General features: G+C 47.5%; 18 protein-coding genes. 5 read left to right on the forward strand and 13 right to left on the reverse strand.

Annotated elements, in window-relative coordinates:
- Position 1: 1 nt before the first annotated feature.
- The 3 genes from AB8S08_RS10650 to nudC form a co-directional block, all read right to left on the reverse strand.
- Positions 2 to 1,057 (reverse strand): efflux RND transporter periplasmic adaptor subunit, encoded by a 1,056-nt coding sequence (locus tag AB8S08_RS10650; protein WP_110075464.1) that lies wholly within the window; start codon positions 1,055 to 1,057, stop codon positions 2 to 4.
- A 109-nt stretch (positions 1,058 to 1,166) separates the two neighbouring features.
- A complete protein-coding gene (gene hemE / locus AB8S08_RS10655; protein ID WP_369742720.1) occupies positions 1,167 to 2,231 on the reverse strand; it encodes a uroporphyrinogen decarboxylase in 1,065 nt (354 codons plus the stop codon).
- A 61-nt stretch (positions 2,232 to 2,292) separates the two neighbouring features.
- Positions 2,293 to 3,111: an NAD(+) diphosphatase gene (gene nudC / locus AB8S08_RS10660; protein ID WP_110075629.1), complete on the reverse strand. Its 819-nt coding sequence runs from the start codon at positions 3,109 to 3,111 to the stop codon at positions 2,293 to 2,295.
- Positions 3,112 to 3,199: 88 nt separating this feature from the next.
- Here nudC and rsd point away from each other — a divergent pair, with 88 nt between their 5' ends.
- Positions 3,200 to 3,670 (forward strand): sigma D regulator, encoded by a 471-nt coding sequence (gene rsd, locus AB8S08_RS10665; RefSeq protein WP_110075466.1) that lies wholly within the window; start codon positions 3,200 to 3,202, stop codon positions 3,668 to 3,670.
- A gap of 26 nt (positions 3,671 to 3,696) precedes the next feature.
- On the opposite strand, the gene AB8S08_RS10670 is transcribed toward rsd, so the two are convergent.
- Positions 3,697 to 4,491 carry an FKBP-type peptidyl-prolyl cis-trans isomerase gene (locus AB8S08_RS10670; RefSeq protein WP_110075467.1) on the reverse strand — a complete coding sequence of 265 codons (795 nt, stop codon included), beginning with the start codon at positions 4,489 to 4,491 and terminating at the stop codon, positions 3,697 to 3,699.
- 86 nt (positions 4,492 to 4,577) lie between these two features.
- On the opposite strand from AB8S08_RS10670, the gene AB8S08_RS10675 reads away from it, so the two are divergent.
- Both AB8S08_RS10675 and AB8S08_RS10680 read left to right on the forward strand, forming a co-directional pair.
- A complete protein-coding gene (locus AB8S08_RS10675; RefSeq protein WP_110075468.1) occupies positions 4,578 to 4,811 on the forward strand; it encodes a SlyX family protein in 234 nt (77 codons plus the stop codon).
- A gap of 86 nt (positions 4,812 to 4,897) precedes the next feature.
- On the forward strand, positions 4,898 to 5,788 hold the full coding sequence (locus AB8S08_RS10680; RefSeq protein ID WP_369742721.1) for a phosphoribulokinase: 891 nt from the start codon (positions 4,898 to 4,900) through the stop codon (positions 5,786 to 5,788).
- On the opposite strand, the gene AB8S08_RS10685 is transcribed toward AB8S08_RS10680, so the two are convergent.
- The 8 genes from AB8S08_RS10685 to rpe form a co-directional block, all read right to left on the reverse strand.
- Complete coding sequence (locus AB8S08_RS10685) at positions 5,781 to 6,632, reverse strand: 23S rRNA (adenine(2030)-N(6))-methyltransferase RlmJ (RefSeq protein WP_369742722.1); 852 nt, start codon at positions 6,630 to 6,632, stop codon at positions 5,781 to 5,783. The two genes, AB8S08_RS10680 and AB8S08_RS10685, sit on opposite strands and share 8 nt — an antisense overlap.
- Positions 6,633 to 6,635: 3 nt before the next feature.
- Entirely contained in the window at positions 6,636 to 7,037 is a 402-nt protein-coding gene (locus AB8S08_RS10690; protein WP_110075630.1) for an OsmC family protein, read from the reverse strand.
- Positions 7,038 to 7,085: 48 nt separating this feature from the next.
- Positions 7,086 to 8,555, reverse strand: a complete 1,470-nt coding sequence (astD, locus tag AB8S08_RS10695; protein ID WP_369742723.1) for a succinylglutamate-semialdehyde dehydrogenase — start codon at positions 8,553 to 8,555, stop codon at positions 7,086 to 7,088.
- Entirely contained in the window at positions 8,555 to 9,580 is a 1,026-nt protein-coding gene (gene astA / locus AB8S08_RS10700; protein ID WP_110075472.1) for an arginine N-succinyltransferase, read from the reverse strand. The genes astD and astA overlap by 1 nt, the downstream gene beginning before the upstream one ends.
- An 18-nt stretch (positions 9,581 to 9,598) precedes the next feature.
- Positions 9,599 to 10,813: an aspartate aminotransferase family protein gene (locus AB8S08_RS10705; RefSeq protein WP_110075473.1), complete on the reverse strand. Its 1,215-nt coding sequence runs from the start codon at positions 10,811 to 10,813 to the stop codon at positions 9,599 to 9,601.
- Between the two features lie 181 nt (positions 10,814 to 10,994).
- Positions 10,995 to 11,606, reverse strand: a complete 612-nt coding sequence (locus AB8S08_RS10710) for an aminodeoxychorismate/anthranilate synthase component II (protein ID WP_369742724.1) — start codon at positions 11,604 to 11,606, stop codon at positions 10,995 to 10,997.
- A 29-nt stretch (positions 11,607 to 11,635) separates the two neighbouring features.
- A complete protein-coding gene (gene trpS, locus AB8S08_RS10715; RefSeq protein ID WP_110075475.1) occupies positions 11,636 to 12,640 on the reverse strand; it encodes a tryptophan--tRNA ligase in 1,005 nt (334 codons plus the stop codon).
- A 27-nt stretch (positions 12,641 to 12,667) separates the two neighbouring features.
- Entirely contained in the window at positions 12,668 to 13,336 is a 669-nt protein-coding gene (rpe, locus tag AB8S08_RS10720) for a ribulose-phosphate 3-epimerase (RefSeq protein WP_153827083.1), read from the reverse strand.
- A gap of 202 nt (positions 13,337 to 13,538) precedes the next feature.
- On the opposite strand from rpe, the gene AB8S08_RS10725 reads away from it, so the two are divergent.
- Together AB8S08_RS10725 and AB8S08_RS10730 are read left to right on the forward strand one after the other, a co-directional pair.
- On the forward strand, positions 13,539 to 13,838 hold the full coding sequence (locus AB8S08_RS10725; protein ID WP_110075477.1) for a hypothetical protein: 300 nt from the start codon (positions 13,539 to 13,541) through the stop codon (positions 13,836 to 13,838).
- A gap of 19 nt (positions 13,839 to 13,857) precedes the next feature.
- A complete protein-coding gene (locus AB8S08_RS10730) occupies positions 13,858 to 14,076 on the forward strand; it encodes a DUF2970 domain-containing protein (protein WP_153827081.1) in 219 nt (72 codons plus the stop codon).
- 59 nt (positions 14,077 to 14,135) lie between these two features.
- On the opposite strand, the gene prlC is transcribed toward AB8S08_RS10730, so the two are convergent.
- Positions 14,136 to 16,214 carry an oligopeptidase A gene (gene prlC / locus AB8S08_RS10735; protein WP_369742725.1) on the reverse strand — a complete coding sequence of 693 codons (2,079 nt, stop codon included), beginning with the start codon at positions 16,212 to 16,214 and terminating at the stop codon, positions 14,136 to 14,138.
- Between the last annotated feature and the right edge of the window lie 93 nt (positions 16,215 to 16,307).

A 16,307-nucleotide genomic window follows, 5' to 3' on the forward strand; every position in this document is an offset into this window, starting at 1 on the left:
CTTAGTCCTCCCGAATCTTGACTGCAACACCGTCGCGCAAACGCACCATGCCTTCAGTAACCACCTTGTCACCAGGTTTAATCCCATCCAATATTTCAACAATACCGGGTTTACGACGGCCAACGGTAACTGGCACTTGCTTGGCCATATTGTCGCTGGTGACCACATACACGTAGGTTTGATCTTGAACTGGAACAATCGCCTTTTCTGGCAAGATCATGGTTTCGTCCACACTACGCAATAGGTTCACCCGCAATAACATGCCGGGACGTAATTTATTGTCTTCGTTGGGAATGTTAGCTCGAACTAAAATGGAACGAGTTAATGGGTCAACGCGCGAGTCGATACTGCGGATCACGCCACGAAACTCTTCGCCGGGGTAGGCACCACTGCGAGCCGCAACTTCTTGGCCAACTTTCAAGCTAGCAAAATAAAGTTCCGGAACATTAAAATCTAATTTAATCGGTGACGTGTCATCAAGTGTCGTAATTTGGTCGCCAGGCGCGACTAACGAGCCGACACTTACATAGCGAATACCTAGTTGGCCGCTGAAAGGAGCAACAATGCGTTTTTGTGCGAGTTGCGTTTCCGCCACTTCTAACGAAGCGATGATCTCTTTCACTAACACATCTTGAGTTTCTACTTGTTGCTGCGATGCCGCATTTTGCCGACGTAAGTCTACTAAACGTTGATACTGACGGTTGGCCTCGGCTAAACGGAATTTAAGCTCTTGCACCCGTGCGGTTTCTTCACGTGAATCTAGCTCCACGAGCAACTGCCCGGCCTCAACAAAATCCCCATCATCAAAGTGCACTGCCATCACTATTTCTTGGGCTTGGGCAGTCACCACGATGGATTCATTTGCTTGCGCCGTACCGAGCGCTTCAATCACATCTCTGAATTCGCTGATTTGCGCAGATTGCACTTCAACCGGGACGGGGTTTTGTGGACGTTCTTCTTTGGGCGCAACTTCAGCAAACCAATAAAAGTATGCTACTGCTGCAGCCAGAATAAGGACAACAATGCTGACTGGATTAAAGACGTTCCGTGCGGCCATAAACCCCTCTAGTACTACGTTTACAAAAATAAGATACCCTTATTGTAACGCAGTACTGTGGCAAGGAGCGCCCGCTTACCGCCGAATAAGCGGGCTTTACCGCAAACTCTTAACGATGGTAAGCCGGGCTCAGCTCATGTACGGCATCAATAAAGGCGCCAGCATGTTCTGGATTCACTTCAGGGTGAATTCCATGACCGAGGTTAAACACATGCCCTGTACCTTGACCATAACTTGCCAGAATGGTTGCAACTTCTGTGCGAATTCGCTCTGGCGAGGCGTACAAAATACTTGGGTCCATGTTGCCTTGTAGTGCAACTTTGTCGCCAACTAAACTACGTGCAGTAGCTAAATCAGTGGTCCAATCCACCCCTAAAGCATCACACCCCGTTGCTGCCATATCGGCCAACCAGGCCCCGCCATTTTTGGTAAACAAGGTTACTGGCACTTGGCGACCGTCGGCGTGGCGCGTTAATCCACTGACGATTTGCTGCATGTAGCGCAACGAAAACTCACGGTAGTCACGTGGGCTTAGTACGCCACCCCAAGTATCAAAGATCATTACCGCTTGCGCACCGGCTGCGATTTGCGCATTCAAATAGCTAGTCACTGACTGCGCCAGCTTATCTAACAACAAGTGCATCGCTTGAGGTTCAGCGAACATCATTTTTTTCACGACACTGAAGTTTTTGGTGCTGCCACCCTCAACCATGTAGGTCGCTAAGGTCCATGGACTGCCCGAAAAACCAATCAATGGCACCTGACCTTTTAGCTCACGGCGAATGGTACGCACTGCATCCATCACATAGCCTAACTCTAACTCAGGATCTGGCACCGCTAGTTTTTCGATAGCCGCTAAATCACGTAATGGCCGCTCAAATTTAGGACCTTCACCGGTTTCAAAATACAAACCTAAGCCCATCGCATCTGGGATAGTAAGAATATCTGAGAACAAGATCGCAGCATCAAGACCAAACCGACGTAATGGTTGCAGAGTCACCTCACAAGCTAGCTCTGGGTTTTTACACAAAGCCATAAAATCACCGGCTTGCTTACGTACCTCGCGGTATTCTGGTAAATAGCGACCAGCTTGACGCATCATCCAGATCGGCGTGCGCTCGGTGGGTTGACGCAACAAAGCACGTAAGTACAAGTCATTTTTTAATTCAGTCATGAGAATCTCTATTCCAATTAAACCGGCTTGATATTAGCCGGCTATTTTACCAGCGAATGGCTTATTTTTCCTGATCAATTTCAGCTTTTAATTGCATTATTAGCTTATAGGCGATGGTACCCGGTAACGGGATTCGCGGCAGCTGGTCGATATCAAACCAATCGCCTTGCTCGAGTTCAAACGGATCAAGCCTGAGTTCACCACTACGCCACTCGGCGGTGTAGCCTATCATCAACGAATGCGGGAAAGGCCAGGACTGGCTCGCCACGTAGCGAGGATTTTTGATTTCAATACCGGCTTCTTCCATAACTTCTCGGGCTAGCGTTTGTTCTAAGGTTTCGCCCGCCTCAACAAACCCAGCCAAGACTGAAAACAGTCCTTCGGGATGGCGTTTACCGCGCGCTAACAGCACCTTACGGCCTTTTCTAATAGCCACAATAATGCAAGGTGAAATACGCGGGTAACAACGATGCTGGCAGCTATGGCAATGCATGGCTAATTCCCAGTCAACTGCTTGCATCCGTGCTCCACAGCGACCACAAAAACGGTGGGTTTGCAGATAATCTGCTATTTGCTTAGCCCGTGCGGCCATGGCAAACATGTCATCATCTTGCTGCACCAACACCTCACGCAGGCTATGAAAATCGCCCAAAGCAGCAAATTCTGCATCGCCAAAATCAGCCATCACTAAATAGCAATTGCGCTCACGCAACTCGCCAATGAACACCACTTTATAGTCATTCAAGTCTGGCAAAGGCAACTGATCTAACTGCCCATGGGGAGGTCGATTATCGCTAGGGCTGAGCAGTAGTTCGCCCGCGGATACAATAAACCACCAAGCTGGCTCGTCAGCAGCAGGCTTTTGGTACGGCTTTGACATGCTTATGTTATCCTGTTCAAACAAAAATAGTTGACGATAGCTTAGCATCATCAGTAGATTGATGACTATGATTCAAACGGAGAACTGCATGTTAAAACGCAACGAACACGCCAAACAACGCTGGAGTGGCGCTCATCAGGCTATAGATACCTGGCTACAAGAACGACAGGCAGTATTAGTGGATTATTTTAAATTAGCTGGCCTAGCGCCCTATGAACGAGATTCACAAGCACTCCCGGCAGCTCAGGATATCCGTCATTTTTGCGAGCTATTGATGGATTACGTATCTGCCGGTCACTTTGAAGTGTATGACCAGATCATCCGCAACAGTCAACAAGCACCACAAAGCACCCGTGAATTAGCTAACGAAGTTTTTCCGTTAATTAGTGACACCACCGAAATCGCGCTGGACTTCAATGACGCCTACGGCGAAATCAATGAAGACAATGGGTTACAACAGTTCGACCAGCATCTATCGCACTTAGGCGAAGCCTTAGAACTACGGATGGAATTTGAAGATAGATTACTGAGCACATTAGAGCAGCATCAACTGCTCTAATGGCTCCTTGCTGTAGGCGCTTGGGCTTAACCAGCGTCTACTGCGTTGTCTTCTGCAGTTTGAGCTTGTTTCACGTCTAGCAACTCAACTTCAAAAATCAAGGTTGAGTTAGCCGGAATCAAACCATTACCCACTTCACGCTCACCATAAGCTAGCGCCGCTGGAATCACAAAGCGGAACTTATCACCCACGCTCATCAACTGCACTCCTTCAGTCCAGCCTGCGATAACACGGTTAAGTGGGAATACAGCTGGTTCACCACGCTCAACTGAGCTGTCAAACACTTCGCCGTTGATTAAAGTTCCTTCGTAATGCACTTCTACGATATCGGTTTCAGTTGGCTGCGCGCCACCTTCAGCACCTTCGCTAATCACTTCGTATTGCAGGCCTGATTCAGTGACAGTTACGCCTTCGCGTTGCGCATTTTCAGCTAGATAGGCTTCGCCTTCAGCTTGGGCCTTACCACCTAGAACTTGCTGACGCTGCTCAGTCACAACTTCTTGCATGGTCATCAATAATTCTTCAGCTTCTGCTTGGCTAAGTTTAGCCTCAGCTTTTACTGCATCAACAAAACCAGTGATAACCAGATCTCGGTCGAGTAAAAAGTCTGCCTCTTCTTGACGGTCTAATGTTTTGCCAACAAAAGTACCTACCGAAGAACCTAAGGCATAAGCCATTTTCTCGCGCTCATCTACCGGGGCAGTTTCGCTTACTTGGTAACTCACTGGGCCCGTTGGTTTCGCTTCTTCTTGTTGTTGCATACAGCCAGATACAGCAAGCGCTACCAAGGCCAGCGCTAAAGGCTTTTTAAATTGCTTCATTCTATTCTCCAGGATTGAATTCTCTGTCAGAGTACGTTGTAATTCGTCGCGCTAACTATACTACACATAAATAGGGGCGTTTGCCTATGGCAGCTCAACACGATCATGATGTGATTAATCGAATTGCGAACTTAGAGAGTCAATTAGCGTTTCAAGACGACACTATTGAAACATTAAACCAACTCGTAACACAACAAGCCGAACAGCTACATAACTTGCAGCGTAAGATGCAATTAATGTCGGAAAAGTTCCAACAACTGCAAGAGCGCGGCGATAGCGATGGCTTAAAACCCGAGGATGAAATCCCCCCACACTACTAATTGCTACATTTTTTGAAGGTACAGCACAAAACTTGACCCCGCGGCAATGAGTCCGTATAACAATCATTCAACTTTGCGGAGGACTCATGTCGGTCAAGCATCCTATCATTGCCGTCACCGGTTCATCAGGCGCCGGCACCACCACCACCAGCCAAGCGTTACGACATATTTTTCGTAACTTACGCATTCATGCGGCGTGCGTGGAAGGTGATAGCTTTCATCGGTATTCACGTCCAGAAATGGAATTAGCCATACGCAAAGCCCAAGAACAAGGCCGTCATATCAGCTATTTTGGCCCAGAAGCCAATGATTTTGCCAGGTTAGAGGCGCTCTTTAGAGAGTATGGCCAAACCGGAAATGGCGAAGTAAGACGCTATTTGCATAGTTTCGATGATGCTGTGCCTTATAACCAAACACCTGGTACCTTCACCCCTTGGGAGCCCTTGCCCCAGCACACCGATTTATTATTCTACGAAGGCTTGCATGGTGGTGTTGCAGGTGAAGATTATGATGTTGCACAACATGTAGACTTGCTAATTGGCATGGTTCCTATCGTCAACTTGGAATGGATTCAAAAGCTGCTTCGCGATACCTCCGAGCGTGGCCATTCCAGAGAAGTTGTCACGCAAAGCATTATTCGCAGTATGGATGATTACATTCACCACATAGTGCCGCAATTTTCGCGTACACATATCAACTTTCAGCGGGTACCAACGGTAGATACCTCCAACCCCTTTAGCGCTAAAGATATTCCGAGTTTAGACGAGAGTTTTGTGGTTATTCGTTTTCGCGGGATGAAGCACGTCGATTTCCCTTATTACTTACAGATGATCGATGGCGCCTTTATGTCGCGGGTGAATACCTTGGTGGTACCTGGTGGCAAAATGGTGTTTGCAATGGAGTTAATTCTAACTCCATTGATTGAAGAAATTCTTGAGAAAAAAGCCAACGGCGGCACCGTGGATTGGCTTAAGTAAGCCATACCCCCTGCCACTGTGCGCCTCGCCCCTGAGCAAGTAACGGGGTTAAGTAGTTCATCACCTCATCCACCTGTTGTAGCAGCCCAAACGGTGGATTAATAAATAGCATGCCGCAACCATTTAAAGTCTGCGGGTCTTGCGCATCCCGAATTAAGATATCAACTGCATAAGCCTTTTGTACATGCTTGAGTTGCGCTACCTGTTGATGAAAGTCGCCAATACTAAGCGGGTCTTTGATCGGGTACCACACGGCGTAAACACCAATAGCCCAACGCTTGGTGGCGGCGTCTAAAGCGGCAACTAAGGTTTGTAATTCATCGCGCTGCTCAAACGGTGGGTCGATCAACACTAACCCGCGCTTAATGGGTGGCGGTAGCAATCCTTTCAACGCGGCATAACCGTTGGTTTCAGTTAAGACTTTGATACTACCGGCACTAGCAAACTCCTGTTTAACGTTAGCAGCTAATGCCAAGCTATCTTGAGGATGCAACTCACACAGTACCAGTTGGTCTTGCGCGCGCAATTGCTCTGCTGAAAACCATGGCGAACCAGGATACCAACGCAACTCACCGGTAGGGTTAAGTTGCTGCACCTGAGCAACATAGGATTGTAATACCGCAGGGATATCATCACGGCCTAGTAACCGCGCTATGCCGTCGGTGGCTTCGCCAGTTTTCTGTGCTTGCTCGCCCTGTAAGTCATACATACCAATACCAGCGTGAGTATCCAACACCCAGTACGGCTTATCTTTTTGACCTAAGTAGTCTAATACTAACCATTGTAGGCTGTGCTTAACTACATCGGCAAAATTTCCAGCATGATAGCTATGACGGTAGTTCATCAGTTATGAATTCTCAATTGCAAAACTGTGGGTAATGGTTACTGAGGCCTCTAGCATTTTCGCTACCGAGCAGTACTTGTCTGCCGACAAAGCAACCGCACGCTCAACATGTTTATCAGCAACATCCGTGCCAGTTACCACAAAGTGCAAATGCACTTTAGTAAACACGGCTGGCGTTGCATCGGCTCGCTCGCCTTGCACTTCGCAGCGTACTGCTGAGACTTGCTGACGAGCCTTTTCAAGAATCGATACCACATCAACCGAAGAGCAACCTCCAGCAGCCATTAACACTAATTCCATGGGGCTGGCAGCTTCAGCTTTATTGCCATCCATTAACAGGCTGTGGCCTGATCCTGATTTAGCCTCAAACACTAAACCGTCACGCCAGTTAACTACTGCTTGCATTGCTGCTGCCATAGGTTGCTCCTACTTGTGAGAGATCATTTATCGCAATTAAAAATTTAAACCCGGCGCTAATTTCTCCGGCATTACCACCTGCTCGGCTTCCACTGACGCCACGGGATAAGCACAGTAATCAGCTGCATAATAAGCGCTGGCACGATGGTTACCACTTGCACCAATACCACCAAACGGCGCTGCACTACTGGCTCCGGTGATAGGCTTGTTCCAATTCACAATACCGGCGCGAATGCGTCTGAAGAAGTAACGATAGGTTTCTTCGCTATCACACAAAATACCAGCCGACAAACCATAGCGAGTGTTGTTCGCTTCAGCAATGGCAGCATCAAGGTCGGTATAGCGATACACTTTGAGTAACGGCCCAAAATGCTCGATGTCAGGCATTTCTTTCACCTGAGTGACATCCAAAATGCCTGGCGTAACAAAGCCCAAGTGATGATCTTTCTGGAGCATTTTCAACAATACTTTAGCACCCGCATCAATCAAATCATTTTGCGCTTTCACCATATCGCTGGCGGCTTTAGCAGAAATCATCGCACCCATAAAAGGTTGTGGGTCGGCTTCGTAGTCGCCTACTTCAATCTGTTCGGCAACTTCAATCAGACGTTTCAAAATGGCGTCGCCATTAGCGCTTTTTTCGATAAACAAGCGACGGGCACAAGTACAACGTTGGCCAGAGGTAACGAAAGCTGATTGCACAATATCGTGTACGGCAGCATCAATATCAGCGACGTCTTTCACTAACAGTGGGTTATTACCGCCCATTTCTAGCGCTAAAATCTTATCCGGACGTCCTGCAAATTGCTTGTGTAATACATGACCAGTGCCTGAAGACCCGGTAAAGAATAGGCCATCAATCTGCATGTGTGCAGACAATGATTTACCCGTTTCAACCAAACCCTGCACTAAGTTGATCACACCTTTAGGAATGCCCGCTTCCTGCCACAGTTTCACCGTAAACTCGGCCACTTTGGGGGTCATTTCACTGGGCTTAAAGACTACCGTGTTACCGGCTAGTAACGAGGGTACAATGTGGCCATTAGGCAAATGCCCAGGAAAGTTATACGGACCATAAACTGCAACCACCCCGTGAGGCTTATGACGCACAAAAGCCTTACCACCTGCCATGGGGTTTTCAACGGTACCAGTACGCTCTTGATAAGCTCGCTCAGAAATCGCAACTTTACCAATCATAGCAGCGACTTCGGTTAAGGTTTCCCATACCGGCTTACCTGTTTCTTCAGCAATAATATGGGCAAATTTTTGTTTGTTTTCTTCGAGTAATTCAGCAAAACGCTTACAAATAGCTAGGCGCTCTTCAAAGCTACGATCAGCCCAAGCCACAAAAGCAGTGCGAGCGGCCAGCACTGCTGTATCAACCTGTTCGGCTGAGGCGGCCTTGCCTTCCCAAATAATCTCATCACGCGCTGGGTTGATTGATTTAAATAAATCGCCTTCGCCACTCACCCATTCGCCATTAATAAATAAGTTCTTATCGGTCATTACTGTTCTCCTGTCAGACTGACAATCCGCACCTGGTCACCATCTTCAACGCGCAACGCGGCGCTATGGCGTGCTTCCATCACCACATGATCATCATGTACTTGAATGCGAGCTTGAATCGCGCGGAAATCCGCAACGCGGGTATTACATACAATGTAACGGGCTGATTCTGTTACCGGCCCGATTTTAACTGGTAAGCGCTTACTCTCACGTACACTCTTAATATTTGCTACTTCAGCTTCTACGGTAGGTCCGGCATCAAAAATATCGACATAACCACGACAACGAAAGCCTTCGGCTTGTAACATTTTTAAGGCTGGCCGCGTATTCTCATGCACCTGACCAATAACGGCCTGGGCTTCCGGTGGTAGCAAACTTACATACACAGGATGCTGCGGCATCAATTGTGCCACAAAGGCTTTCTCGCCAATTCCGGTAAGGTAGTCAGCTTGGGTAAAATCCATCCGAAAGAAATGCTGCTGCAACCATCCCCAAAAAGGCGATTCGCCATTTTCATCTGATACACCACGCATCTCAGCAATAGCCAATGGACTAAAGCGCTGTCTAAATTCAGCCATAAACAGCATCCGAAAGCGCGATAGCACCCGACCGTTCATATTCTTGCGAAACGGCTCGCGCAAAAAGAGAGTACATAGCTCGCTCACACCTGTGTAGTCATTACACAAGGTTAAGGTTTCTTGCGCGTTATAAATATCGAGCTCTTTACTGTGGTGAACGACTTTACCTAGCCGATAATGATAGAAAGAATCGGTTAAGCCAACTGCGGCTTCAATACCACTGACGCCAACAATCTCTCCTGACTTGGTATCTTCCATAACAAACAAGTAGCCTTCTTCACCAGGCTCACTCACATGAGCACGGGCAAAGGCTTCTTGAGCTCTGGCAATACGACGTTGGAGTAAGGTTTCATCAACTGGCAACGAGGTAAAACCATGTCCAGACTCAACTGCACAGGTATAAAGCGCCGCATAATCCTGCGGCGCTATCGGACGAACCACTAACATAAAGTGTCTCCGTGAGGATTAGCCAGCTAGCTTGGCAACAGCTCGTTCAAAGCGCGCTAACCCTTCCAGAATATCTTGCTCTGGAATAATCAACGACGGCGTAAAACGAATCACACTTGGCCCGGCCACTAGTACCATCACACCTTCAGCGGCTGCTGCATTTAAAAAGTCGCGAGCTTTACCATCGAATTTTTCAGTTAGCTCCGCACCTAGCAACAAACCTTGGCCACGGATATCTTGGAACACGCCATATTTTTCGTTGATTTGCTGCAGGGTGGTTTTGAACAACTGTTCGCGTTGTTTCACGCCGGCTAACACATCATCGGTGTTCACTACATCGAATACCGCTTCAGCAACAGCACAAGCCAACGGGTTACCACCGTAAGTACTGCCGTGAGTACCAGGTTTTAAGTGAGCAGCAATCTCTGCTGTGGTCAACATGGCACCGATCGGGAAGCCTCCACCTAGCGACTTAGCCGAGGCTAAAATATCTGGGGTTACACCCAACTGTTGATAAGCATACAAACTACCGGTACGCCCAAAACCTGTTTGCACTTCATCAAAAATCAACAACGCATTGTATTTATCACACAACTCACGCACGCCTTTGACAAACTCTGCATCAGGGCTAATAACACCACCTTCACCCTGCAAAGGTTCCATCATGATCGCACAAGTCTTATCAGACATTAACGCTTCTAGTGCAGCCAAGTTGTTGTAATCAACGTGCTCAATGGCACCAGGTTTTGGCCCAAAACCGTCCGAATAAGCAGCTTGACCACCTACTGTTACAGTAAAGAACGTACGGCCGTGAAAACCTTTATTGAAAGCGATAATTTGGTCTTTTTCTGGTCCGAATTTATCTAACGCCCAACGTCGCGCCAATTTTAATGCGGCTTCGTTCGCTTCTGCGCCTGAGTTTGCGAAATAAACCCGGTCGGCAAAGGTAGCGTCAGTTAACTTTTGCGCTAAGCGCAGCGCTGGCTCGTTAGTGAAAACGTTACTTAAATGCCACAGTTTGTTGCCCTGCTCAGTTAGCGCTTGCACCATCGCTGGGTGGCAATGGCCTAAACAATTCACCGCAATACCACCGGCAAAATCGACATATTCAGTACCGGCTTGGTCCCACACGCGTGACCCTTCGCCTTTCACTGGAATCATCTGCGCTGGGTTGTAGTTGGGTACCATCACGTCATCAAAGGTGGCGCGAGTTACGGATAATTTATTAGTCATAGCTGCCTCGTTTTGTTATCGATTAAAGCACTTTTAAGTGCAGCTATTATCGCAGAAAAAAGCACCGTTGTCGTGCTTACAGCGTAGAAAAAATGCGGGCTAGAGAGGTGGTTAGCTAAGCTTGCAGAGCCGCTGCATAATTATGCATCAGCTAGCCCTTTTGCTGCATATTAAGTTGTTCTTAAGGCGTTGCTAACTGGGTTTCATCGGGAGCCTGACAATGGCGTAAAAAGGCGGCAAATAGCTCATGCCCGAATTCAGTTTCTATCGCCTCAGGATGATATTGCACGCCCCAGACCGGAAGCTGCTGATGTCGCAGTGCCATGATTTCGCTCTCGCCAGCAGCAGTCTCAACCCAAGCATCAACCACTAATTCTGGCGGCACGCTGTCTGGCTGCACCAGCAAGGAATGATAACGAGCCACCTTGAATGGAGTAGGCAAACCGGCAAACAGCCCTTGCTGTTGATGTTGCAACAACGAAGTTTTACCGTGCATGACGGTGCCGGCACGCACGACTTTCCCGCCAAACACCTGCGCGATGGCTTGATGCCCTAAACACACGCCTAGAATCGGAACATGTCCTGCAAATTCTCTAATAGCGGCAAGACTAATCCCAGCATCATCTGGCGTGCAAGGGCCTGGAGAAATCACCAAACCAGTCAGTGGTAGCGCAGCGATTTCAGCAAGGGTTATCTGATCGTTACGCACTACTTTTAGGTTCGCACCTAGCTCCCAAAAGTAGCGCGCGACATTGTGAGTAAATGAGTCATAGTTATCAATCAGTAATAACACCAGCGCGTCTCACTACTTTTGTCTAGAACTTAAGGGCGTGGCACAAAACCAATCACATCATAGACTTTACGCAGAGTTGCTGCCGCATGTTCACTCGCGGCAGTAGCTCCCGCTGCCATCACCTGATTCAAATAATCAAGGTTATTACGGTACTCATGATAACGCTGCTGAATAGGCTCCAACATGGCAACCACAGCTTCTGCGGTTTCTTTTTTCAGATGTCCGTACATTTTGCCTTCAAAACTAGGGACTAACTCAGCGATAGGTTGTCCCGTAGCAGCCGACATAATTGACAGTAAATTTGAAACGCCCGGCTTCTCTTCTGGATTAAAATAAATCCGTGCCTGCTCATCTGAATCAGTTACAGCTCGTTTTAATTTCTTCTCGATTTTTTTCGGGTCTTCTAACAAGCCAATAAAATTATTCTCGTTGTCGTCTGACTTTGACATCTTTTTATTCGGATCTTGCAAGCTCATAACCCTTGCACCCACTTCTGGAATGAAAGGATCAGGAATGGTAAAAACATCGCCATACAGATTATTAAATCGGGTAGCCACATCGCGCGCCAGCTCTAAATGCTGCTTCTGATCATTACCCACCGGCACTTCGTTCGCTTGATATAACAAAATATCTGCTGCCATCAATGCTGGGTAGGTGTACAGACCTGCATTGATATTATTGGCGTGACGATCTGATTTATCTTTAAACTGGGTCATCCGATTCAATTCACCCATTTGGGTGTAACAATTGAGCACCCAAGCTAGCTGCGCATGCTCTGGTACATGGGACTGGACAAAAATCACACTTTTTTGAGGATCTAACCCACACGCCATATAAAGTGCTAGCCCATCCAGTGTGGCTGAACGTAGCTGAGCTGGGTCTTGGCGTACCGTGATGGCATGTAAATCCACCAACATAAACCGACAATCATGAGTATCCTGCATTTTTACCCATTGGCGTAACGCACCAATGTAGTTACCAATAGATAATTGTCCTGACGGCTGACAGCCACTTAATACGATAGGTTTACTCATGCTGAAAAGATTCCATTAAATAATTCATTAAACTTTAGCTAACTCATTGCGCATCGCTGCTATCACAGCTGCATAGTCAGGCTGATTGAAAATCGCCGAACCCGCCACAAACATATCAGCGCCTGCCGCCGCAATTTCGGCAATATTATCGACTTTGACACCGCCATCAATTTCTAGCCGAATATCGCGTCCACTGGCATCAATACGCTGCCTCACTTGTTTTAGTTTCGCTAGCGTCGACGGAATAAACGACTGCCCACCAAATCCTGGGTTCACCGACATTAACAAAATAACGTCGAGTTTATCCATCACATAATCTAGATAGTGCAGGGGCGTGGCCGGATTAAATACCAAGCCGGCCTGGCAGCCGGCTGCTTTTATCTGCTGCAAAGAACGATCGATATGGGTTGAGGCTTCAGGATGAAAGGTAATGATGGAAGCGCCAGCAGCCGCAAAATCATCGATCATTCGGTCTACCGGTTGTACCATTAAATGGACATCAATAGGAGCTTTAATACCGTAGTCTCGTAGCGCTTTACATACCATTGGGCCGATGGTTAAGTTCGGCACAAAATGGTTGTCCATCACATCAAAATGAACGACATCAGCGCCCGCCTGCAACACTGCGTCAACCTCTTCGCCCAGCCGCGCAAAATCAGCTGAGAGAATAGACGGAGCAATAAGATAGTCAGCCATAAAAACCTCTGCTAGCGAAATATCCACTAAGTGTAACAGAGCTAAGTGCGCTTAGCAGTCAAAAAAATGCGTTTTTAAGAGTGGCGAATGAACCTTATTCCTGCTATTTTAGTAGTCTAATTGTTAACCAAATTTACGTGATTCACCTCATCGATAAATTTAGCTAAAGCCGAATCAACCCTTATTTAAATGGAGGTCAGTTATGAAGTTGCGATTAATGATAATTGCAGTTATTACTGGCACGATTTTGTCTGGCGCTTTTCTAGCACCAGCATGGCAAACGACAGCTAGCAATTACACCCAACAGTGCGAGCAGTTATTAGATGTCAGTGAACAGCACAGTTCACTAGAAGCTTGTGTTGCGCCAGCCAAGCAAGTTTCTTGGCATGCGTGGTTTACTGGGCAAAGCCGCTCGACGCAGTTTCACTTTTTAGATTTGTTCGAGCTACTTTTCAATAGTAAAGACAAGTCTAAGCGCCACTACGAAAATCCACTTCAATAGCCTAAAAGTAGACCTGCTTATGCTGCCTAGCGTCGATAATACTCATGTTGAAAAACCTGGTTTATTGGCCGTCATTGTCAGTGTCCTAGCAGCCATGTTTGGGGTGCAAACCGAAGCCAATCGCAAGCGCGATTTCAACAAGGGCAACCCCTTGTTGTTTATTGGCATTGGCGTGGTCTTTGCGGTGTTGTTCGTATTAGGTTTAGTGCTGCTTGTTAACACGATTCTAGCGAGTTGATAGCAACTGCTGTCAGCAAAAAAAGCCAGCTTTTTAGCTGGCTTTTTTGTACTTTACTCTTACTCAGCAGCCACCAACTGCTCAAACGAGGTAATGCCGCTGTGACGCAATAATGCATCCACTTGTGGTTCTCGCCCACGAAATGCTTTGAACAGCTCCATAGCATCCTGCGAGCCACCCCGTTCTAGGATGCTGCGCAAAAAGTCTTGCCCCGTGCGCCGATTAAAGATGCCTTCTTCTTCAAAACGCGCAAAAGCATCCGCCGAAAGGACCTCGGCCCATTTGTAGCTGTAATAACCAGCTGCATAACCGCCAGCAAAAATATGTCCAAAGCTATGCTGAAAACGATTACTTGCCGGCGGCTTTCGCACTGCCACTTGTTCGCGCACTTGATCTAAAATGGTTTGAATTTGCTGTTCTTGTTGCGGATCGAAATCACGATGAATACGCAAATCAAACAGACTAAACTCAAGTTGTCGTACCATTTGCATGGCCGATTGAAAGTTCCGTGCAGCTAGCATGTTGTCAAGTAACTGAGTTGGCAGCGGTTCACCGGTTTCGTAGTGACCAGAGATCATCGCTAAAGCATCCGGCTCCCAACACCAATTTTCTAAAAATTGCGACGGTAACTCCACCGCATCCCAAGCGACACCATTGATTCCTGATACCCCAGCAACATCTATTTTGGTCAGCATATGGTGTAAACCATGGCCGAATTCATGAAACAGAGTGAGCACTTCGTCATGGGTAAACAGAGCCGGTTTGTCACCTACGGGCTTATTAAAATTACAGGTTAAAAAGGCTACCGGTAGTTGCAATGATTGCTGGGTGGTTATCCTGCGTACCGCACAGTCAGCCATCCAAGCGCCACCGCGTTTGCCGCTTCGCGCATAAAGATCAAGGAAGAAACTACCACGCAGATCGCCATTATTGTCACTGATTTGGTAATAGCGTACATGCTCATGCCAACCTTCGAAGGCTTGGCTGGCCTCTATCTTTAACCCAAACAGAGTTTCAACCACGCGGAATAAGCCATTGATAACCTGTTGCTCAGGAAAGTAAGGCCGTAGCTCTTCGTCCGAGATAGCATATTCTTGCTGTTTCAGCTTCTCGCTGTAATAAGGAACATCCCAAGCAGCAAGGTCAGTTTTACCTTGCTGCGCAGCAAACTCAACTACCTGCTGATACTCTTGTTTCGCTTGAGGTAACGATTTCTCTGCTAGGTCTTGCAAAAAGCCTTCAACTTGAGCCGGGCTATCCGCCATTTTGGTGGCAAGGGATAATTCGGCATAATTCGAAAAACCAAGCAATTGTGCCAACTCATGCCGCAATGCCAAAATTTCATCCATCAGTTCGGAGTTATCATACTGACCAGCTTGTGGCCCTTGATCCGACGCCCGCGTAGTGAAGGCTTCATACATGGTTTGTCGAAGCGGTTCATAATCGGCATACGTCATTACTGGCAGGTAGCTTGGGATATCGAGACCAAAGCGCCAGCCTTGTTGATTGTGCTCGGCCGTAGCTGCCGCCGCAGCAGCGACCGCACTTTCAGGTAGCCCAGCTAACCAGTCGGCTTGCTGTTGCAGTTCTGGCGTCACTAAAAAATGCCAATTATCAGTCGCATCTAGTAAGTTATTGCTAAACTGTGAGGATAATTCGGAAAGCCTTGATTGAATGTCAGCATAGCGTTGTTTCGCTGCTCCTGTTAACGCCACCCCCGACAACTCAAAATCACGTAAGGTATCGGTAATAACCTTACGTTGGGCTTGGCTAAGCTCAGTAAAACTAGCGCTATCTGCTAGGGTTTTAAAGGCTTGATACAGGCCTTCGTGTTGGCCGACATAGGTGCCATATTCAGATAGTAGCGGTAAACATTGATCGTGGGCACTGCGCAACTCGGCTGAGCTTACCACGGCATTCAAATGAGAAACCGGTGCCCAACTACGCTCAAGCTTGTCATCCACCTCTTCGAGTGGCGCTACTAAAGCCTCCCAAGTGCGTTCAGGTTGCCCTAATACAGCCTCAATAGTTGCCTTGCAGTCTGCAATACGCTGAGTGATAGCCGGTACAATGTGCTCCGCTTTAATGCTGCTAAAAGGCGGTAAATGGTAATCACTGAGCAAAGGGTTTTGACTCATAGCGCATCCTCTTGAATAATGCTGTATAAATAATTCGCGTCGTTGATGTTTCATCATCCTTATGTAGGGATGATTGGCGCATTTAACAAGGCC

The sequence above is a fragment of the Pseudidiomarina sp. PP-1MA genome (genome assembly GCF_041200125.1).
In the GTDB taxonomy this organism is placed as follows: Bacteria; Pseudomonadota; Gammaproteobacteria; order Enterobacterales; family Alteromonadaceae; genus Pseudidiomarina; species Pseudidiomarina fusca.